At 71.7% G+C, this 19,843-nt stretch carries 15 protein-coding genes; 12 read left to right on the forward strand and 3 right to left on the reverse strand.

Annotated elements, in window-relative coordinates:
- The first annotated feature begins 2 nt into the window (after positions 1–2).
- From MBA17_RS32460 to MBA17_RS32500, 9 genes are all read left to right on the forward strand, one after another.
- Positions 3–1,382, forward strand: coding sequence for an extracellular solute-binding protein (locus tag MBA17_RS32460; RefSeq protein ID WP_238500637.1), 1,380 nt, complete (start codon positions 3–5; stop codon positions 1,380–1,382).
- Positions 1,379–2,299, forward strand: a complete 921-nt coding sequence (locus MBA17_RS32465; RefSeq protein WP_238500639.1) for a carbohydrate ABC transporter permease — start codon at positions 1,379–1,381, stop codon at positions 2,297–2,299. Before MBA17_RS32460 ends, MBA17_RS32465 begins: the two co-directional genes overlap by 4 nt.
- Positions 2,296–3,123 carry a carbohydrate ABC transporter permease gene (locus tag MBA17_RS32470; protein ID WP_238500641.1) on the forward strand — a complete coding sequence of 276 codons (828 nt, stop codon included), beginning with the start codon at positions 2,296–2,298 and terminating at the stop codon, positions 3,121–3,123. Before MBA17_RS32465 ends, MBA17_RS32470 begins: the two co-directional genes overlap by 4 nt.
- A 14-nt stretch (positions 3,124–3,137) precedes the next feature.
- The gene (locus MBA17_RS32475; RefSeq protein WP_238500643.1) at positions 3,138–5,903 is read left to right on the forward strand and encodes a sugar-binding protein; all 2,766 of its coding nucleotides are present in this window, start codon (positions 3,138–3,140) and stop codon (positions 5,901–5,903) included.
- Positions 5,904–6,329: 426 nt separating this feature from the next.
- The gene (gene lanL, locus MBA17_RS32480; protein ID WP_238500646.1) at positions 6,330–9,062 is read left to right on the forward strand and encodes a class IV lanthionine synthetase LanL; all 2,733 of its coding nucleotides are present in this window, start codon (positions 6,330–6,332) and stop codon (positions 9,060–9,062) included.
- Between the two features lie 367 nt (positions 9,063–9,429).
- On the forward strand, positions 9,430–11,265 hold the full coding sequence (locus MBA17_RS32485; RefSeq protein ID WP_238500648.1) for an ABC transporter ATP-binding protein: 1,836 nt from the start codon (positions 9,430–9,432) through the stop codon (positions 11,263–11,265).
- Between the two features lie 174 nt (positions 11,266–11,439).
- Positions 11,440–12,456, forward strand: a complete 1,017-nt coding sequence (locus MBA17_RS32490; RefSeq protein ID WP_238500649.1) for an SGNH/GDSL hydrolase family protein — start codon at positions 11,440–11,442, stop codon at positions 12,454–12,456.
- 159 nt (positions 12,457–12,615) lie between these two features.
- Complete coding sequence (locus MBA17_RS32495) at positions 12,616–13,407, forward strand: PIG-L deacetylase family protein (protein WP_238500651.1); 792 nt, start codon at positions 12,616–12,618, stop codon at positions 13,405–13,407.
- 344 nt (positions 13,408–13,751) lie between these two features.
- Positions 13,752–14,564 (forward strand): aminoglycoside 3'-phosphotransferase, encoded by an 813-nt coding sequence (locus MBA17_RS32500; protein WP_238500653.1) that lies wholly within the window; start codon positions 13,752–13,754, stop codon positions 14,562–14,564.
- 116 nt (positions 14,565–14,680) lie between these two features.
- On the opposite strand, the gene MBA17_RS32505 is transcribed toward MBA17_RS32500, so the two are convergent.
- Both MBA17_RS32505 and MBA17_RS32510 read right to left on the reverse strand, forming a co-directional pair.
- Positions 14,681–15,163 carry a nitroreductase/quinone reductase family protein gene (locus MBA17_RS32505; RefSeq protein ID WP_238500654.1) on the reverse strand — a complete coding sequence of 161 codons (483 nt, stop codon included), beginning with the start codon at positions 15,161–15,163 and terminating at the stop codon, positions 14,681–14,683.
- Positions 15,160–15,360: a pyridoxamine 5'-phosphate oxidase family protein gene (locus tag MBA17_RS32510; RefSeq protein ID WP_238500657.1), complete on the reverse strand. Its 201-nt coding sequence runs from the start codon at positions 15,358–15,360 to the stop codon at positions 15,160–15,162. Before MBA17_RS32510 ends, MBA17_RS32505 begins: the two co-directional genes overlap by 4 nt.
- A gap of 100 nt (positions 15,361–15,460) precedes the next feature.
- On the opposite strand from MBA17_RS32510, the gene MBA17_RS32515 reads away from it, so the two are divergent.
- Positions 15,461–15,979, forward strand: coding sequence for a MarR family winged helix-turn-helix transcriptional regulator (locus MBA17_RS32515; RefSeq protein ID WP_238500659.1), 519 nt, complete (start codon positions 15,461–15,463; stop codon positions 15,977–15,979).
- Between the two features lie 170 nt (positions 15,980–16,149).
- On the opposite strand, the gene MBA17_RS32520 is transcribed toward MBA17_RS32515, so the two are convergent.
- Positions 16,150–17,727 carry an RICIN domain-containing protein gene (locus MBA17_RS32520; RefSeq protein ID WP_238500661.1) on the reverse strand — a complete coding sequence of 526 codons (1,578 nt, stop codon included), beginning with the start codon at positions 17,725–17,727 and terminating at the stop codon, positions 16,150–16,152.
- Between the two features lie 344 nt (positions 17,728–18,071).
- Here MBA17_RS32520 and MBA17_RS32525 point away from each other — a divergent pair, with 344 nt between their 5' ends.
- Together MBA17_RS32525 and MBA17_RS32530 are read left to right on the forward strand one after the other, a co-directional pair.
- On the forward strand, positions 18,072–18,275 hold the full coding sequence (locus MBA17_RS32525) for a hypothetical protein (protein ID WP_238500663.1): 204 nt from the start codon (positions 18,072–18,074) through the stop codon (positions 18,273–18,275).
- Positions 18,276–18,413: 138 nt separating this feature from the next.
- Positions 18,414–19,799 (forward strand): sensor histidine kinase, encoded by a 1,386-nt coding sequence (locus tag MBA17_RS32530; protein ID WP_238500667.1) that lies wholly within the window; start codon positions 18,414–18,416, stop codon positions 19,797–19,799.
- The last annotated feature ends 44 nt before the right edge of the window (positions 19,800–19,843 follow it).

The raw sequence follows: 19,843 nt of genomic DNA on the forward strand, positions 1-19,843 counted from the left end.
CCATGATCGCCTCGATCCGAGCCGGCCGGACGCGCGCCGTACTCTCCGCCGGTCTGGTGGCCCTCGCCGCGGCGGCGTGCGCACCCGGGTCCTCGGCGCCGCCCGCCGCGCCCCCGGCGCGACCGGAGGCCTCGGCGGTGCGCACCGACGCCGCGGCCCTCGGCGACGTGACCCTGACCATCTGGGACCAGGAGGTACGCGGCGGGCAGGCCGCCCAGATGAAGCAGCTCAACGCCGCGTTCGAGGCGAAATATCCAAACATCAAGCTCAACCGGGTGTCCCGCTCCTTCGACGACCTCAACACCACCCTGCGCCTGGCGCTGAGCGGCAACGAACCGCCGGACGTGGTCGAGGCCAACAACGGCCGGTCCTCGATGGGCGCCTTCGTGAAGGCCGGCCAACTCCGCCCGCTGGACGCCTACGCCGAGGCGTACGGGTGGAAGAAGCGCTATCCGGAGTCGGTCCTGCGCTACTCGCGGTACAGCCCGGACGGCAAGCTGTTCGGCGAGGGCGACCTGTACGGCCTGCCGCAGGTCGGCGAGGTCGTCGGCATCTTCTACAACGCCGCCAAGCTGTCGAAACTCGGCCTGGGCCCGCCGAAGACCTGGGACGAGTTCCAGGCGGCGCTGGCGAAGGCCAAGGAGGCCGGCGAGGTGCCGGCCCAGCTGGGCAACCTCGACAAGTGGCCGGCCGTCCACCTGTTCGGCACCGTGCAGGGCCGGGCCGTACCGGCCGACCAGATCAGCACGCTGGCCTTCGGCCGCAAGGGCGCCTCGTGGACCACGCCCGAGAACACCAGGGCCGCCGGGCAACTCGTCGACTGGGTGAACAAGGGCTACTTCAACAAGGGCTTCAACGGCCAGGGCTACGACGCGGCGTGGCAGGCGTTCGGCAAGGGCGAGGGCGTCTTCCTGATCGCGGGCACCTGGCTGCTCGCCGACCTGGAGAAGTCCCTGGGCAAGGACCTGGGCTTCGTCCTGCCGCCCGGCCCCACGGCCGACGCCGCCCCCGTGGCGACCGGCGGCACCGGCCTGCCGTTCGCCATCACGGCCAAGAGCCCGCACCCGGACGCGGCGGCGGCGTACATCGACTTCATCACCAACGCCGACGCCATGAAGGTGCTCACCGCCACCGGCAACCTGCCGGTGGCCGACACGGACCGGCAGACCGTGAACGCGGGCCCGCAACAGGACGTGTTCACCGCGTTCGGCACCGCCACCAAGAACGACGGCCTGGTGCCCTACCTCGACTACGCCACCCCGACCTTCGCCGACACGCTGGGCGCGGCGCTCCAGGATCTGCTGGCCGAGAAGTCGACCCCCGAGGAGTTCCTGGCCACGCTGGAGAAGGACTACAAGACCTTCGCGGACAGCAACGGGTGACCACGGGCACGCGGCCGCGCCGCCGCGCCGGTCCCGGAACCGGCCACCCGCCCGGGGAACCCCGCCGGGTCGCCTACCTCTATCTGCTGCCGGCGTTCGTCGTCTACGCGGCGTTCCTGCTGTATCCCATCGGCCGCGCGGTGCACCTGTCGCTGTACGAGTGGGACGGGCTGACCCTCGGCCGGTGGGCGGGACTGGCCAACTACGCCGCGATCGCCGCCGACGAAGGGCTGCGCGCCGCCTTCGGCCACGCCCTGGTGCTCATCGTGTTCTACGCGCTGGCGCCGCTGGCCATCGGGCTGGTCCTGGCCGCGATACTCAACCACGCCAAGGTGCGCGGGCTCGGCTTCTTCCGGACGGTGGTGTTCCTGCCCCAGGTGGTCGCCATGGTCGTGGTGGCCGTCGCCTGGCGGCGTGTGTACGCCCCCGACGGCACCCTCAACGACCTGCTCGGCGCGGTGGGACTCGACGCCCTCACGAGAGGCTGGCTGGGCGACCACGCCTTCGCGCTGCCGGCGGTCGGCGTGGTCGGCACGTGGTTCGAGACCGGCCTGGTGACCGTACTGCTGCTGGCCGGGATGAGCCGCGTCCCGGTGGAGCTGTACGAGGCGGCGCGGCTCGACGGGGCGGGCGCGGTCAAGGAGTTCTTCGCGGTCACGCTGCCGTCGGTGCGCGGGGAGATCGCGGTCGCGCTGACGCTGACCGTGATCGCCGCGCTGCGGACGTTCGACCTGGTGTACATCACCACGCGGGGCGGTCCCGGCGACTCGACGTCGGTGCCGTCGTACGAGATCTATCATCGGGCCTTCGGACTCGGCCAGGTCGGCTCGGCGGCGGCGATCGGCGTCACCCTCACCGTCGTCATCTTCGCGATCTCGCTCGTGATCAACCGCTTCGCCGACAGGAGGGAGTCGTGATCTCTCGTGGTGAGCGTCTGGCCAACTACGTCATCCTGACGGCGTTCGCCACGTTCGCGCTGTTCCCCATCCTGACGATCGTGCTCGCCGCGCTCGGTCCCGACGACAGCGCCGCCTCGGCCGGACCGGGGTTCAGCGTGGCCGGGCTGCACGTGGGCAACTTCGCGTCCGCCTGGGAGATCGGGCGGTTCGGCACCTATCTGCGAAGCAGCCTGGCGGTGTCGTCGTTCGTGGTGGTCGTCAGCGTCGTACTGTCGATCATGAGCGGATACGCCTTCGGCACCATGCGCTTCCGCGGGCAGGCGGTGCTGTTCTACCTGTTCCTGCTCGGGATCATGATGCCGAGCGAGGCCATCGCGGTGCCGCTCTACTTCGACCTGCGCGCGCTCGGCCTGATCGACACCTTCTGGTCGGTCGCGCTGCCGCAGGTCGCGCTGTCGGTGGCGTTCGGCACCTTCTGGATGCGGGCCTACTTCCGCGCCGGCAGCCGCGCCATCGTCGAGGCCGCCCGCATCGACGGCGCGTCGCACTGGCGCATCCTGTGGCAGGTGCTGGTGCCCCCGGCCCGGCCCGCCATCGTCACCCTGACCCTCCTGGTCTTCATGTGGACGTGGAACGAGTTCCTCATCCCGTTGATCATGGTGACCAGCGAGTCGCTGCGCACCGCGCCACTGGGGCTGGCCTTCTTCCAGGGCCAGCACACCTCCGGCTTCACCCTTCTCGCGGCCGGATCGGTCATCGTCGCGACCCCGGTCGTGATCTTCTACCTGTTCCTCCAGCGTCACTTCATCCGCGGGCTGCTCCAAGGGGCGGTGCGCGAGTAGCTTCCGGAGGTTCCATGCCAACAGCGCACCTGTCCCGAGCCAGGCAGACATCCCTTCTCTCCAGATCGCCCGGCCGTCTGGCGGTGCTGGTCACCGCGACCGTGCTCGCCCTGTTCCCCGCCACCCCCGCGTCGGCGGCCCCGACCCCCGCTCCGCCGGGACCGGCCACCTCGGCCGGCTCCCCCGTCGACCTCGACGCGCTGTTCGTCGGCGCCCACCCCGACGACGAGGCCTCCACCCTGTCGACCCTCGGCCAGTGGAACGAGTACCACGGCATCCGGTCCGGCGTCCTCACCGTCACCCGGGGCGAGGGCGGCGGCAACGCCGTCGGGCCGGAGGAGGGCCCGGAGCTCGGCCTGGTGCGCGAGGCCGAGGAGCGTACGGCGGTCGCGAAGGCCGCCGTCGGGGAGGTGTTCAACCTCGACGACGTCGACTTCTACTACACGGTGAGCGCCCCGCTGACCGAGCAGATCTGGGGAGGCGACACGCTGGCGAAGGTCGTCCGGATCGTCCGCCAGACCCGGCCCGAGATCCTGCTGACCATGGACCCGGCGCCTTCCCCCGGCAACCACGGAAACCACCAGCAGGCGGCGCGGCTCGCCGTCGAGGCGTTCTACGCGGCGGCCGACCCCAAGGCGTTCCCCGAGCAGATCTCGCGCGAAGGACTGCGTCCCTTCGCACCGGCCCGCGTGCTCCTCTCCCGCGCACGCGGCACCTCCCAGAACGGCCCCGCCTGCGCCTCGACGTTCCGCCCGGCCAACCCGGCGCAGAACGTGTTCGGCGTATGGAGCGGACGGACCTCCGAACGCAACGGCACGACCTGGGCCGCCGTCGAACGCGACGCCCAGCGCTCGTACCGGTCGCAGGGCTGGGCCGTCTTCCCCGACGTGCCGTCCGACCCCGCCCAGCTCGGCTGCGACTTCTTCACCCAGATGGACTCCCGGGCGCCGTTCCCCGCACCGGGCTCGTCGGCGGCCGCCGCGCCGACCGCGGTCCTCGACGGCGCACTGGTCCGGACGGGCGGGACCGTCCCGCTCGGCACCCTGCTCGGGCTGCGTCCCAGCACGTTCGACGTTCGCCCGGGGACGGCCTTCACCGTCAAGGTCACCGCGACCGCGCCGTCCCGCGAATCGCTGGGCCGGTCGTCCGTGACGCTGCGCGTCCCCGACGGCTGGCAGGTCGGCGGGACCGGCGACCTCGGCGGGCTCGCGCCGGGACGCACCGGATCGGCGACGTTCACGGTGCTGCCGCCGCGGAACGCGAGCCCCGGCGACCGGGCGCGCATCGCGGCGACCCTGACCACCGAGAAGGGCGGCGGCCACACCGACAGGGAGGTCGAGGTCAGCCCGGCCGTACGAGGGGGACAGCAGTGGCTCCCCCAGGTCGGCCAGTACGAGAAGTGGGCCGCGGAACTCGCCGCGCCGCAGCTTCGCGGCCTGGTCACGCCCGTGCTCACGGTCCCGTCCGGCGGCTCCCGTCAGGTGGGCGTCGTGGTCACCAACGTGAGCGGCGCCCCCCAGTCGGGGACCGTACGGCTGGACCTCCCGGCCGGCTTCACCGCCGACCGCGCCGAGGCCCCCTACAGCGGGCTGGCGGCCGGGGCCGCGACGACGGTGCCGTTCACCGTCACCAACGCGGACCCCTCGCTGAAGACCTCGAACGAGGGCGGCGATCACGCCTACACGATCACCACCACCAGCGCCGACGGGTCGAGCGTGAGCAGGCCCGCGCTCGAACTGGTCCCGGCGACGTCCATCCCGCAGGCCACGCGGGCGGCGGACGTCGACGGCGCCGAGGGCGACGGCGAGTACCCCGGCCCCGCCCTGGACGTCTCCCGCCTGTGGGAGGGCGCCGCGTGCTCGTCGGCGGCCGACTGCTCGGGCACCGCCAAGGTCGCCTGGCGTGATGACACGCTGTTCCTGCTGGTCCAGGTGAAGGACGACGTGATCGGCACCCGCCTGCCCGCGTCCGACTGCAAGCGGCACTGGCGCACCGACTCGGTGGAGGTGACCCTCGATCCGCGCGGCCTGTCGGAGAACACCTCCACGACGTTCAAGACCGCGGTGCTGCCGGTGACGGCCGAGGGACCGCCGTGCTTCGAACGAGACGCCGACAACCGTCAGGGACCGGGCGGGGAGACCGCTCCGGGAATGCGGGTCGCCTCGAAGGTCACCGCCGGCGCGTACACCGTGGAGATGTCGGTCCCGATGGAGGTGCTGCCGGGCGCGGTCGATCCCGGGCACCTCGGGCTGAACATCCTGGTGTACGACTCCGACACCCAGGACAAGACCGGCCAGACCCGGATCGGCTGGTCGACGTGGGGCGGCGTGCAGGGAGATCCCTACCGGTGGGGCGTGGCGACGTTGCCGGGCTACCTGCCTCCCCCGGGACGCCCGACCACCCCGCCCGCCCCGGTGATCCCCGACGCCGCGCTGGCCAGCCTCGACTCGCCGCAGTCGCTGGAGCAGGCGATCCGGATCGACGTCCCGCTCGCGGGCGGCCCCGCGGCGAAGGCGTCGGACGGCGGCTGGGTCACCTCCGCCAAGGGCGTCCGGGACGCCGTGCGGGTGACGCTCCGCGCCAACGCCGCCGGCACGGCCCACCTGTTCGTCCGCGACGACCAGGGGACGGCGGGCAGCCGTGTCGTCACCGTCCCGCGCGGCGGCAGCACGACCGTGAGCGTGCCGCTGACCCGCGCCACGGCCGCCCACCCGGCGGTGGTGACCGGCTGGGAGGCGGCCGGCGGGGGCACGCTGGCCTCCCGGACCCGCGTGCGCTGACGGCCACCCGCCGATCAGGCGATGCCACCGGAGCGGCGCTCCGCCCCACGCGGGGCGCCCTCCGGCGGCGATCCGGCGTCCCGCCCTGTCAACCTGCACGCCGCCCGTGTGTCTCTGATACGTGAGTGACCTCATGACAGAGTCCCGCGATCGAGCCACGCCGGCCGACCTGTTCGCGGCGCACTACCTGGGGATGGTACGGCTGGCCGGAACGGTGCGGACCGGGGGGACGTGCCGGAAGCCGGCGCCCCCTCACCGCTCACCACGATCTCTGGTCGCGCGGAACCAGTGCCCGCGCCGCCCGGGATCCGCCCGCCCGCAGGGCCGCTGATCTCGGCTGCGATTCGTTTGCCAGCCGTCTGCAAGAACCGTCGGCGACGTTCGTCTCCGGTGCCGGCAAGGTGCCGGGAGCCTGGAGGCAGTGCCATGCGGACTGACGCGACCATCCTGCGTGACCTCGTGACCGCCGAGCTGGCGCGGTCAGGCGGGGCCGGCTGGTCGGTCGAGGAGTCCGGCTTCTGGTGCAGGATCACCCCCGACGGCTATCCGATGCCCGGCCAGGGATGGAAGCTGCACGTCTCCGCGACGATGCTGTCGGCTCCCATCGTGCTCGCGCAGGTCGCCCGGGTGCTCGTCGAGGCCGGCTGCGCATTCAAGTTCCCCGCCCGGCTCGGCGACTACTGGGACCTGCTCACGCCGCACTGCGCGAGGGCGCAGGCGGGCAAGTTCGTCACCGCCTACCCCGTCGGCGACCCCGAGTCGGTACGGCTGGCCGCCCTCCTCGACGAGGCCACCAGAGGGCTGCCCGGCCCGGCGATCCTCTCCGACCGGCCCTACCGCGCCGGCGGCGTCGTCCACTACCGCTACGGGGCGTTCTCCGGGCACCGGATTCTGGGCAACGACGGGTTCTACGAGATCCGGCTGCGCGCGCCCGGCGGAGAGCTGGTCCGCGACCAGCGGGTGGCCGCCTTCACGCCGCCGGGCTTCGCCGTCTCCCCCTTCGCCGACCCACCGGCGAAGAAGGCCGGCTCGCCGGCGGTGATGCTCAACGACCGGTTCGTGGTGCGGGAGGCGATCAGGCACGCGAACAAGGGCGGCGTGTACCTCGCCGAGGACACCAAGACCGGACGCGAGGTCATCGTCAAGGAGGGCCGCCCGCACGCCTCCTCCGACCTCGGCGGCAGAGACGCCAGAGACCGGCTGGCCGCGGAACGAGCCGCCCTTGACGACCTCGCCGCCACCGGCGGGGTGCCCGCCGTGGTGGACTACTTCGAGCAGGGCGGCCACGCCTTCCTCGCGGAGGAGCTGGTGCCGGGCCACACCGCGCAGCGGTGGTCGGAGGCCCACGTGGTACCGCTCGGCCCCGACGGCTTCGGGTGCGCGGTCGACGACGTCGTGCCGGTCGTCTCCCGCCTGGTCGGCCTCCTGCGGAAGGTGCATCTCTGCGGCTACGTCTTCCGCGACCTCTCCCCCGGCAACGTGATGATCCTGCCCGGCGGCGAGATCCGGCTCGTCGACCTCGAATACGCGGCCAAGCGGGGCGAGACCGTCATGATCGGCGGCACCCCCGGCTATCTCGCGCCCGAGCTGGTCCCCCACCTCGGAGCCCTCCGCCCGGCCCCCGCGGCGACGGCGGACCTCTTCAGCCTCGGCGCCCTGGTGTACTTCCTGGCGACCGGCGCCGACCTCGGCCTGGCGGAGGACGAGGTGGGGGGCCCCGCGTACGGCGGGCGCGTCGCCGGCCACCTGGCCAGGGTCGCCGCGAGCAACCCCACCCTGGCGCTGTTGCGGCCGATGGTGGCGGGCCTGATCACGGAGCCCGGCGACCGCTGGACGCTCGACGCGTGCGCGCGGTTCCTGGACGACCTCGGACTGCCCGGCCCGCCCCGAGCCCCACGCCCCCCGGTGAGCATCGACGACCTCGTCTCCGACGGGCTCGCCTGGCTGGCCGAAACGATGGACGACCGCGACGACAGCCCGACGCTCTGGCCCAACGTCTCCCACGGGCTCGAAGCCGATCCGTGCTCGGTGAGCGCCGGCGCCGCGGGCGTCCTCGCCGTCCTTCCGCCCGAGCAGACCGGCGTGGTCTCGCGCTGGCTCCGCCGGCGTCTCACCGAGGAGGACGTCTGGCCGCCGGGCCTGTACGCCGGGCGCTCCGGCACCCTCTGGGCCCTGTACGAGTCGGCCGGGGACGAGGAGACACGAGCCTTCGCGGTGCGATCCGCGCACCGGCTGCCGACCGGTCATCCCAGCCCCGACATCACCCACGGCCTAGCCGGTTGCGCGATGGCCACGCTGCGCCTCGCCGTACGCGCGGACGACCCGGCGCTGCGCGAGCGGGCCGCGGCGATGTTCCAGAACCTGCACGACGCCCGGTCCTCGCTCGACGGGCGTCCGCAGTGGCCGACCCGCGCCACCCACGACTCCAGCCTGGCCGGCGCCAATCACTTCGGCTTCGCGCACGGCCTGGCGGGGGTCGGCACCGCGTTGCTCTACGGCGGCATCGTCCTCGGCAGGGCGGACTGGATGGAGACCGTACGCGAGGTGGCCCACACCCTCTACGAGTACGCCGAGGTCGAGGGGGACACGGCCTGGTGGCCGTTCAGACGCGACGAACCCGAGTCCGTACGGCCCCGCCGCCCGCACTGGTGCAGCGGATCGTCGGGCGTCGGCACCTTCCTCATCCGCTACTGGGACGCGACGGGCGATCCGACCGCACGGGGATTCGCGGAACTGGCGGCGGCAGCCGTCCATCGGACCCGGTGGCAGTCGGGCTCGGCGCTGTGCCACGGCCTGCCCGGCGAGGGCGACTTCCTGCTCGACATGGCCCGATTCACCGCGGACGAACGGTACCGGCGCTGGGCCGAGGACCTGGCGGAGTGCCTGACCGCGCGGGCCGTCGTGCGCGCGGGCCGGCTGCACGTACCCGACCGCCTGGGCAAGGTCGTACCCACCTACCTCGGCGGGACCGCGGGCGTGCTCGCCTTCCTGCTGCGCCTGCGGCACGGACATCCGCGCCTGTGGATGCTCGACGACGTCGTCGGGCACGCCCACCGATCTCACCGTGCCCCCGTGCACGGTGACACGAGAAACGGAATCAGAGAGGGGGAAAACCATGTCCTTCGACGTTCAGGATCTGCAGAACCTGCAGGAGCGTGAGCCGAGCACTTCGGAGTCCGCGCTGCTCAGCCACTGCATCAAGCACCCGGGTTGCACCGACACCAACTGATGGCGAAGCGGCGTGCGGCCGGCATCAGACCGCACGCCGTCCCCCTCACCAGGACCGTCCACCGGCCGTTCGTCCAAGAACGGCGCTTCAGACGGCGAAGCGGCGTGCGGCCGCCATCAGACCGCACGCCGTACTCCGCACCAGCGCCACCCCACCGGCCGGCTCGTCCAAGAACGGCCACCTCAGACGGGCGTGCGACCGGCATCGGACCGCACGCCGTTTCCCTCACGAGCACCGTCCACCGGCCGGACCGGTTGTCCAGGACGGCCACTTCAGATCTCCGAGAGGGCGGCAGCCGTGACGACCCGCAGGATCATCCGGCTGTTCCGGCCGCATCGCCGCGCCGTCCTCCTCGTCGCACTGCTGGTCGCGATCTACTCGGCGCTGAACGCCGCCATCCCCCTGCTCACCCAGGTCGTCTTCGACCGCGCCCTGTTCGGCGCGGACGGCCCGCGGCCGGACCTGCTGGCCCTGATCGCCGGTGCCGCCGCGTTGACGGCGGCCGCCGCGGCCGCCGTCGACCTGGGCCAGACCTGGATCTCGGCCCGCCTGGCCCAGCAGGTCATCCACGCGCTGCGCACCCGGCTCTTCGGCCACCTGCAGCGGATGCCGCTCGGCTTCTTCGCCGCCGCCAGGAGCGGCGAGATCCAGTCGAGGCTGGCCAACGACACGGACCAGATCGAGGACGCGATCAAGGACACGCTGCCCAGCCTGCTCGGCGGCCTCCTGGGATTCCTGTTCGCCCTGGGGGCCATGTTCTCGCTGTCCCCGCCGCTCGCGAGCGTCACCCTGTGCCTCGCGCCGGCCATCCTGTGGGTCTCGGCCCGCTCGGGACGGGCGCTCAAGAACCTTTCCGCCGCCGGTCAGCGCGCCCGCGCGGAGATCGCCTCCATCGCCGCGGAACGCCTCTCGCTGGGCGGTGTCACGCTGGCGCGGGTGCACGACCGCGAGGACCACGAGGCCGCGATGTTCGGCGCGGAGAGCGAGCGGCTGGCCCGGCTGGGCGTCCGCGCCAGCCTGGCGGCTCAGTCGGTGCTGAGCGCGGGGCACATCTTCTTCGTGCTGACGCCCTACATCGTGTTCGTCGCGGCCGGACTGATGGACGGGATCACTCCCGGCACGCTCATCGCCTTCGTGGTCCTGCAGTCGCGGCTCTACCAGCCGCTCTGGCAGATCCTGCACATCTCCACCGAGTTCCGCACCGCCCAGGCGGCCTTCGAGCGGGTCTTCGACTACCTGGACCTGCCACCGGAACCACCCGCCACCGAAACCGCCATCGGGACCGCCGCCTCCGGGCCCGCCACCCCGGGCGGACCGAACCGAGCAAACGGACCGGAAGCAGCAGGCGGGGCGGGAGCAGCAGGCGGACCAGGAGCAGCGGGCGGACCAGACCGAGCAAACGGAGCCGAAGCGGCGGGCGGGGCGGGAGCAGGAGGCGGGCTGAGCGTCTCCGGGGCCTCCTTCGCCTACGCGGGGACGGAGGACGAGGCGCGGTGGGCGCTGCGCGAGGTGACCCTCGATCTGCCGGCCGCCTCCGCGACGCTGATCGTCGGCCCGAGCGGGTCGGGCAAGACGACCCTCGGCCACCTGCTCGCCGGGCTGCACCGGCCGGCGGAGGGATCGGTGCGAAGCGGCGGACGCGTCTGCCTGGCTCCGCAGGAGGCCCTGCTCTTCCAGGGCTCCATCGCCGAGAACCTCCGCTATGCCGCGCCCGGCGCCAGCCTGGACGACCTGGTCGCGGTCTGCGAGACGACCATGATCCACGACCGGATCACGGCGTTGCCCGACGGCTACGACTCCGTGGTCGGCGAGCGGGGGGCGCTGTTCTCCGGCGGTGAGCGCCAGCGCGTCGCCCTCGCCCGCGCGCTCCTCAGCGACGCCCCCATCCTCGTCCTCGACGAGGCGACCTCCGCGCTCGACCCGTTGACCGAACGGGAGGTCGTCCGCGCGGTTCTGCGGCGACGCGCGGGGATGACGACGGTGATGATCACCCATCGGTTCGGCGGCCTCGACTCCTTCGACGTCGTGGTCGTCCTGGACGAGGGCCGCGTCGTCGAGCGTGGCGCCCACCCCGAGCTGCTGGGGAACCGGCAGGGGCTGTACGCGCGGATGCTCCGTGCCCAGGCCGTCTAGGTTCACGCCGACGCGGATCCGAACGGCCCGGCGAACCGGCACGGACGACTCTCCCCGGTGGACGCTCAGGGCTCAGCGGCCACATCAATATGACCACTGAGAGTAGTTGTACGACTACTCTCGGAGACGTATTGTGGCGGGCGGCCCACGATGTCGACCCACAGAGGATCCCTCATGCGTCCTGCCCGCCGAGCCCTCACCTTCGTCATGGCCACCGTCGCCGCCGGCGCGCTGGCCATCGCGCCCGCGCCGGCCGCGCAGGGGCAGGCCGCGCAGGGGCAGGCCGCGCAGGGGCAGGCCGCGCAGGGGCAGGCCGCGCAGGGGCAGGCCCTCGACTGGGTCGCGCTGGGCGACTCCTACACCGCCGGGCTCATCAAAGCCGCCGGGCAGGAGTTCGAGACCCCCCGGGACGGCTGCGGGCGCACCGACCAGTCCTACCCGCAGGTGGCCCTCCGCGAGTTGGGCCCGCTGGTCAAGCTGACGAACGTGAGCTGCGGCGGCGCCACCATCGCCGACGTCGTCACCGAGAAGCAGAAGCCGAACGGCCGTCACGCCCCGCCCGTCTCCCGGGATCCGGACCACCCCTTCGCCGCGGTGCCCGCCCAGATCGAAGCGGTCTCCCCCGCCACCGACGTGGTCACCGTCGGCATCGGCGGCAACAGCCTGGGCTTCGGCGAGATCCTCCGAACCTGCGTCCAGCGCGGCCTGGCCAACGGCGGCCGGGGCACCCCCTGCAAGGACCACTACGCCGGCCGGATCCACACCCGGCTGCAGGAGGTGCGGGGCGAGTACGACCGGATGCTCACCCGGATCCACCTCGACGCCCCCCACGCCGAAGTGATCGCCGTGGGCTACCCGTACCTCATCCCCACCGACACCACCAAATGCGTCTACGCGAGCATCGTCGGTTTCGCCACCGTCACCCGGGGCGACCTGAACTGGCTGCGCACCGACGCCCTCGAACCGCTCAACCAGATGATCCGCGAGCAGGCCGCCCGGCACAACGACCACTACGTCGACCTGTACGAGTCCAGCCGCGGCCACAGCATCTGCGAAAAGGCCGGCGGGGCCAACTGGGCCGAAGGCATCTACGACACCACCCTCCGGCCCGCCCTGGTCCACCCCAACGCCAAAGGCCACCGAAACGCCGCCGCCAAGGTGGCAGCGGCCATCCTCGCGTCTCGTACCTGACACCGCCCGCCACCGGTCGCGCGGAGCTGAGGGAACGCATGATCCGCGAGGGGCGTACGGCCGCCCGGATCAACCACCCCTCCGCAACCGTCGTCTACGACGCGACCGAGGACTCCGGCTCGATGATCCTCGGGGTTCGCAGCGCCCGATAATAGGGCGATGGCGACCGTCGTAGCATTCCACGCCCACCCCGACGACGAGGTGCTGCTGACCGGTGGCACCCTCGCCCGCGCCGCGGCGGAGGGCCATCGGGTGGTGATCGTGGTGGCCACCGACGGGCTCATGGGACCCGTCCCGGCGGAGGGATCGGGGCGGATGGGCGAGTTGCGCGCGAGCGCGGCCGTGCTCGGCGCGCACCGGGTCGAGCACCTGGGTTACGCCTGCAGCGGGCACGGCGCGATCCTCTACCCCGATCCGCCGGACCGGACCCGTTTCGTCCGCGCCGACACCGAGGAGGCCGCGGAGCGGCTCGCCGTGCTGCTGCGCGAGGAGCACGCCGACGTGCTGTTCAGCTACGACGCCAACGGCGGATACGGCCACCGCGACCACGTCAAGGTGCACGAGGTCGGCAGGCGCGCCGCCGTACTGGCGGGAGTGGGCACCGTGCTGGAGGCGACGATGCCCCGTGACGTCGTCGTGCGCCTGGTGCGGCTGATCCGTGCGCTGCGGATCCCGTTCCGTTACGACGACGAGGCGCTGGGCGCCGCCTACAGCCCCGCCTCGGCCATCACGCACCGGGTGAACGTGCGGCGGTTCGCCCGGCAGAAGCAGGCGGCGTTGGCCGCGCACCGCTCCGAGGTGAACGGGCGCGGCCGGCTCGCCTCCGTCATGCGGCTGCTTGTCCGGCTTCCGGTGCCGGTCTTCGGGCTGTTCCTCGGCCGCGAGTGGTTCGTGAACCCCGCCACGACCCGTGGACCAGCCGGTCCGCATCGGCCGGCGGACCAGGGATGACCATCTGGTGAGTGTCCGGACCGGTCCAGGACGATGTCCTCCCGTTCGGAGGAGGTGAGCGGGATGGGCGCGGACCCTGTCGCGCTCAACGGCGAGGTCGCCAGGGGCGTCTCCGGCCAGGTGCGCGGACAGGCGGTCGGCCTCGCGGACTCCGGCATGATCGCGGCACAGGGCATCGGCATCCCGCACGGCGGGAGTCGGCCGAGCGCACCCATCCGAGGACGGCCATCGCGATCTCGGGTGCTCCGGCCCGCCCGCGTCGGCCCTCCGGCACACCCGGCGGATCTTCCAGGCCCGAAACCCGTTTGTGGCCGAGGCCGCCGCGCTGGGAGGATCAGGTCTTCATGAGCCACCCTGTCATCGCAGAGATCCCGACCGGCCCCGTGACCGTCCCCGACGTGGTCACGACGCTCGCCGGCGGCGGCACCATCACTCCGGTGTGGCGCAACCAACTCGGCGGCCTGACGTTCCGCGTCGAGGACGGCGCCGGCGGCCTCAGATACGTCAAGTGGATCGCCGCCGGCACCCCGGAGATCGACCTTCCCGCTGAGGCGGAACGCCTGGCCTGGGCGCAGCGATGGGTGACCGTCCCGCGAGTCATCGAGCACGGCACGGACGCCGACGGCGGGTGGCTGGTGACGGCGGCGGTGCCCGGCCGGTCGGCGGTGGACCCTCGGTGGATCGCCGCACCGGAGACCGCGGCGGCCGCGATCGGCCGAGGGCTGCGTCTGTTCCACGACGCCCTGCCCGTGGCGGAGTGCCCCTTCGAATGGAGCATCGATCGACGGCTCGAACGTGCGGACGAGCGCATCGCCGACGGCGAGGGACCGGCCGACTGGTTCCCCGAGCACCGGCGCCTCGGCCTCACGGAGGCCCGGGCGCGCATCGGCGAGCCGCCGGCGATCGACCGCCTCGTCGTCTGTCACGGGGACGTGTGCGTCCCCAACACCCTGCTGCACGATGACGGCGCGTTCGCCGCGCACGTCGACCTCGGTTCGCTCGGGGTGGCCGACCGGTGGGCCGACCTCGCGGTGGCGGCGTGGAGCACGGAGTGGAACTACGGCCCGGGGTACGACGGCGTCGTGTACGACGCGTACGGGATCGCCCCCGACCCGGAGCGCATCGCCTACTACCGCCTGCTCTGGGACATGGCCTGACCCGGTCGCCCCGGCCGCCGGGGAGTGCCCGGTCATGACGAGACCGGGCAGCCGCGGTGGCAGCCATGAGGAGCCCACCGCCCCGGGGCAGTGCGCTTGGCCGGAGCTACATGGCTCTATTCCTGCGATGCCTCTCCGCCGGATCGGGGCACCAGACGGATGATCGGTAGTTCCCGGTCGGTCTTCTCCTGGTACTGAGCGAAACGGGGCGCAGCGGCGATGATCTGCTCCCAGGCCTGTTCGCGTTCTCCGCCATGGAGTTGCTCGGCGATCACCGACACCGTGCGGCCCGCCACCTCTACCTGGACCTTGTCGGGATGGGCGCCGAGGTTGTAGTACCACGCCGGGTTGCCCGCCGCCCCGGCCGCCGACGCCACGATCAGCCAACTGCCCTCCTCGCCGGGGAAGTAGCCGACCGGAGTCGTTCGCTGCAGTCCGCTCTTACGGCCGGTGGTCGTCAGGATCAGGGCGTTCATGCCCATGAACGTGCCGCCGCTCGTACGGCGGATCCGCCTGGCCATCACCTTGTTCAACCATCGGAACGCCCATCCGCCAGGCTGGCGGCTGCCACGGGTTCCCGCAGGTGTGTCGAAGCTCATGTGACCTCTCCCTGGTTGTGCCTCGTCGGTCGGTGGCGTGGTCGCACCACGAGATCGACGCCGCCCACGTACACGTACGTCCCGTCGAACTCGAACCCCACCGGCACCACGTCCGGCTGGCCATCGGCCGAGACGGTGGCGATGCGGGCCAGCCGCTGGGACCGCAGATAGGCGATCTCTGCTTCGCTGAACGACATCTCGGGCCTCCTCCTCACGCCATGAGCGACACACGGCCGCAATCATTAACGAAGCATACTGTACGCGCCATTAACCATATTCGCCGTGTACCATAGCGATGTGACCAAAACGGGGCAAACGATCGCGGCCACAGGGGCGGCAGCAGGGCAAGGACCCGCAACGGAACACACCGGCACGGACGACACCCAGCTGGACGTCGCCACCGGGCTGGTTCAGCTCACCGGCCTCGTGCAGAGCATGTACGCGCGCGTCTCCGAACGCCACGATCTGACTCCCGTGCAGGCCAAGCTCCTGTGCGTCCTGCTCAACGGCCCCAGGGGCATGGCCGAACTGGCCCACTGCTTCGGCGTGGAGAAGGCCGCGCTCACCGGCCTCACGGACCGGGCCGAGCGGCGCGGCCTCGCCCGGCGCTCACCCGTGCCAGGCGACCGGCGCGCCCTGCAGGTGACGCTGACCGACGCCGGCCACCAGGCGGCGGTCGCCTTCCACGCCGAGGTTACCGCGGAGCTCAACCGCCTCATCTCGCCGCTCACACCCGACGGCCGCAAGCACTTCCTCGGCGCGATGGCCGAGATCATCACAGAGTGCAGGGCGGCGTCTTTCCGGGGCCGGTGCTGAGGCCAGGACTCACCCGCAGTCCGGCGAGCTCAGAAACGAAGATCCCTCTTCGCCGACCACGAACGCGGCGGGCCTTCCCGTCCGTGGGGGTACGGACGGGAAAGCCCGCCGGAGTGGGCGTTCGCCCCGGTCAGACCTCGCCGAGGGCGAGGCCGCGGCCCAGGTGATCGTTAGGGGATCGTGTCGGCGCCCCCGACACCGGCGCCCGCAGGCGGCGGGCTGGAGGACGCGGAACCGGCGGAGTAGGCGTACGGCGGCGGCGACACGCTGCCGTCGGCGCGAAGCCAGTCGCTCATGGTGCTTCCGCTGCTGTTCGCCCGGCGAATCGTGGCCGTGTCGTAGAAGTTGGAGCCGGTCCACGTGAGGCCGGCGTTGCCGAAGTCCTGGGTGATCGTCTTGGCGCTCTTCATGTAGTTGCTCTCGGCGTAGATCTTGCCGTCCACGCCGAGGCCGATGAAGTAGTCGTCGACCTCGACGTAGTTGGCGAACAGGTGGGCGTAGCCGAACCGCACCCGCGGGTGGCGGGTGTTCGACCCGTCGAACCAGTTGTGGTGATACGTGACTTTCAAATAGCCCTTGTCCTGCGTGCCGTTGTTGTCGCTGTGACCGAGCAGCATCGACTTGTCCGTGCCGACGAACCGGTTGTACGAGACCGTCACCAGGTCCGAGCCGCGCTTGATGTCCGCCGAGCCGTCGGCGGACGCGTAGAACGTGTTGTGGTCGATCCACACGTGATGCGAGTAGCACTGCACGTTGACCGAGTCATCCGGGGAGTTCCTGAACGACAGGTTGCGGATGATCACGTTCTGGACGTGCCCGAACCGGTCCTTCTCGGCGGGGTCGCAGAGCGAACCACCCCACACCACCTCCTCCGGGCCCCACCCGTTCACATCGAGCCCGAACCCGCTGATCGTCGCGTTCGACCCGACGCCGATGATGGTCTTGTTCGATCCGACGTCCAGCATGTCCGCGCCGTTGCCGCTGATCGTGCCCGACACCCGGACGATCCGGGGTGCGTCGTCGGCGACGGCCGCCGCCAGCTGGGCGTAGTCGCCGACGGTCACGGTCGGACCGCCGGCTCCGCCGTTCGTTCCGGTACGGCCGTACCCGCTCATGGTCGCGAAGCCCACCAGGCCGCCGGCGTTGCCGTCAGGGCTGGTCGGGGTGGGTGTCGGCGTCGGCTCTGGCCCTCCGGTCGGCTCTCCGGTCGGCTCTTCGGTCGGGCCGCCGGTCGGGCTCAGCCGCCACTGCTTGCTCGTCACGTTGTCGCAGGAGTTCTGCTGAAGACCGGCGCCCGAGGAGGAGGCGCCGTCCTTGACGTTGAGACATTTGCCGCTGTTCACGTTGACCAGCCGGTAGCCGTCGCCGTTCTCCTCGAACCGCCACGTCTGGGAGGCGGCGCCGCTGCAATCCTCGGTCTGTACGGCCTTGCCCGCGCTGGTCGACGCCCCGACGACGCCCGCGCACTTGCCGCTGTGCACGGAGGCCAGCTTGTATCCACTCCCCTGGCTGGACAGCGTCCACCGCTGGCTCGCCGCTCCCGCGCAGCTCTGCTGGACGAGCTGGACCGACGCCGCGGAGCTCCCGCCGGGGATGTCCGCGCACAGGCCGCTCCCCGCGTTGACGATCGTGTGAACGCCGGCCGAGGGCGCCGCCGCCGCGGTCGCCATGCCGGCGACCACCCCCGCTCCACCGACACCGACGACCGCCGCCACGAGGATGCCGGCGAGCTTTCGCCCCCGCGTCATCGCTTTACGCACCATGAAGGATGCTCCCTTCCAGGAAAGCGCTTACCGCCTCCCTGATGGCATAAGGTAGAACGGCGTTCGATGTAATGGAACAGCTTTCATCCAGAAAACGCCCTGAGCTGCGCCGCCGTACCGCACCCGCCTGAAACTTTCACGACGGCCGAGGGCCGTCCCCGCCGACCTCGTCCTTCGTCCGCGTAGGACGAGCGACTGGTGGCCGGCGGGGGCAATATCAACCCATATGTCCCGTAGATTCACCACTCATGCAGACTTGATATGATCTAGTGCGCATAGAGTAAGATCCACTGTCAATTCGGCCACCCTGCGAACAAGGAGACCGGTCAGTGGGCACTGGTGCGAGCGGCGTCGTCGGCGTCCAGCGCGCCCACTCCGTGCCGCCCGAAGCCATCGCCCACGAAGATCTCTACCGGACCCTCTGGCGATCACTGGAGTCGGCCGGTCTGGGTCCTCAGACCCTCCTGCACAGCGACTCGCCGTCCGCGGAATCCAGTGCGGCCCGTTCGATCGCCACCTGTCGCGATCAGTGACCATCCGCTAACAAAGTACGGCATATCTCCACTACGATCCGATCAAGAGTTTCAATACCGCATTGCCGTACAACCCGGCCTTTCCCGAATCTGGGGCGACCACACCTGGGCCGCCGACCGCCGACGAGGAACTGATAGATGTCAGCACACACCCCCATTCGCCGTCTGGCAGAGCGTCCGCCGATGGGTCAGGTCCTGCTCGTGCTGCCGGCTGCTGTGATCATCACCGGAGGGGTGTGCCTGTGGGTGGTGGCGGAGACGCCGGCCGCGGGGCAGACGCTCGTGGCCTGGTGTCTCGGGGCGGCGGCCGTCCTGTTGTGCGTCACCGTCTCGTTCGCCGTGTACGGCGCGCAGCGGACACGTCACCTCCGCGACCGTCTCGCGGAGATGGACGCGGACGTCGCCCGGCTGGCCGATGACACGCTGCCCGTCTTGGTGCAGCGGTTGCGCGACGGGGCGTCGGCGGACACCGCGCTCGCCGGGATACCGAAACCGGCCGACCGGAACCAGCAGCGCATCCTGTGGACGCTCGCCCAGGAGGTCGGCAAGGGTGAGCGCATGCGCGCGGCCGCGATGTCCGCCTGCGCGAACGCCGCGGGCCGGGTCCAGGCTCTGGCGACCAGCATGCTCGCCGACCTGCGGGCGATGGAGGACCGGCACAGCGAGGAGGTCCTCGGCGACCTGCTGAAGCTCGACCACAGCACCGCGCAGGCCGGTCGGCTGGCGGACAGCATCGCCGTGCTGACCGGTGCGCGCTCCGGCCGGCGCTGGACCAAGCCGATCGTGATGGAGAGCATTCTGCGCGGGGCGGTGGGCCGCATCAGCGCGTACCAGCGGGTGCGGGTGCACTCGGCCAGCACCGTCGCGGTCGCCGGGTACGCCGCCGAAGGCGTCATGCACGCCCTCGCCGAACTGATGGACAACGCCACCAGCTTCTCGCCTCCGTCCGAGGAGGTGCACGTGTACGTGGAGGACGTGAGCGCGGGTGTCGTGATCACGGTCGAGGACTGCGGTCTGGTCATGAGCGCCGCCGCGCTGAGCCGCGCCCAGAAGGCCGTCTCCGCCGAGCCGCTGGACCTGACGACGCTGTCCGGCACCCGGCTGGGTCTGGCGGTGGTGGGCTGCCTGGCTCGTAAGCACGGCCTGACCGTCTCCTTCCGGCCGTCCTCGCGCGGCGGCACCGGCGTCGTGGTCATGATCCCGCAGCAGTTGGTCACACAGGTCGCACGAAGCCCCAGGATGGACGCGCCGCGCGCGGCGAGGGTTCCCGCCGCGCGCCCCGCCCGTCCCGTGGCCGCCGCGCCCGCCGAGACGAGTACGGATGACGACCTGTACGGGCTGCCCAAACGCCGCCGCGGGCAGACCCTGGCGGCGGCGTCCCCGGCGTCACCGCCCCCTTCGCCGCCTCCCCCGACGGCGAAAACCGAGCGGCCCCACTCCGATCCCGGAGCGAGGTTCAGCGCCTTCCGCCAGGCCAGCCGGGGAGGCGGTCCCACTACGCCCCCGGCGGACGACACCCGGTGATCGGCCCCGACCCTCGCCACCGGACCGCATGAAGCAAGAACGAC

Origin of the sequence: Dolomitihabitans soli (genome assembly GCF_022213955.1) — a bacterium.
Taxonomy (GTDB): domain Bacteria; phylum Actinomycetota; class Actinomycetes; order Streptosporangiales; family Streptosporangiaceae; genus Streptosporangium_A; species Streptosporangium_A soli.

What these genes read in the sequence shown, in the direction of transcription:
- MBA17_RS32460 (WP_238500637.1), top strand. Translation starts at nt 3, where the DNA reads ATGATCGCCTCGATCCGAGCCGGCCGGACGCGCGCCGTACTCTCCGCC.
- MBA17_RS32475 (WP_238500643.1), top strand. Translation starts at nt 3,138, where the DNA reads ATGCCAACAGCGCACCTGTCCCGAGCCAGGCAGACATCCCTTCTCTCC.
- lanL (WP_238500646.1), top strand. Translation starts at nt 6,330, where the DNA reads ATGCGGACTGACGCGACCATCCTGCGTGACCTCGTGACCGCCGAGCTG.
- MBA17_RS32490 (WP_238500649.1), top strand. Translation starts at nt 11,440, where the DNA reads ATGCGTCCTGCCCGCCGAGCCCTCACCTTCGTCATGGCCACCGTCGCC.
- MBA17_RS32495 (WP_238500651.1), top strand. Translation starts at nt 12,616, where the DNA reads ATGGCGACCGTCGTAGCATTCCACGCCCACCCCGACGACGAGGTGCTG.
- MBA17_RS32500 (WP_238500653.1), top strand. Translation starts at nt 13,752, where the DNA reads ATGAGCCACCCTGTCATCGCAGAGATCCCGACCGGCCCCGTGACCGTC.
- MBA17_RS32505 (WP_238500654.1), bottom strand. Translation starts at nt 15,163, where the DNA reads ATGAGCTTCGACACACCTGCGGGAACCCGTGGCAGCCGCCAGCCTGGC.
- MBA17_RS32510 (WP_238500657.1), bottom strand. Translation starts at nt 15,360, where the DNA reads ATGTCGTTCAGCGAAGCAGAGATCGCCTATCTGCGGTCCCAGCGGCTG.
- MBA17_RS32520 (WP_238500661.1), bottom strand. Translation starts at nt 17,727, where the DNA reads ATGACGCGGGGGCGAAAGCTCGCCGGCATCCTCGTGGCGGCGGTCGTC.
- MBA17_RS32530 (WP_238500667.1), top strand. Translation starts at nt 18,414, where the DNA reads ATGTCAGCACACACCCCCATTCGCCGTCTGGCAGAGCGTCCGCCGATG.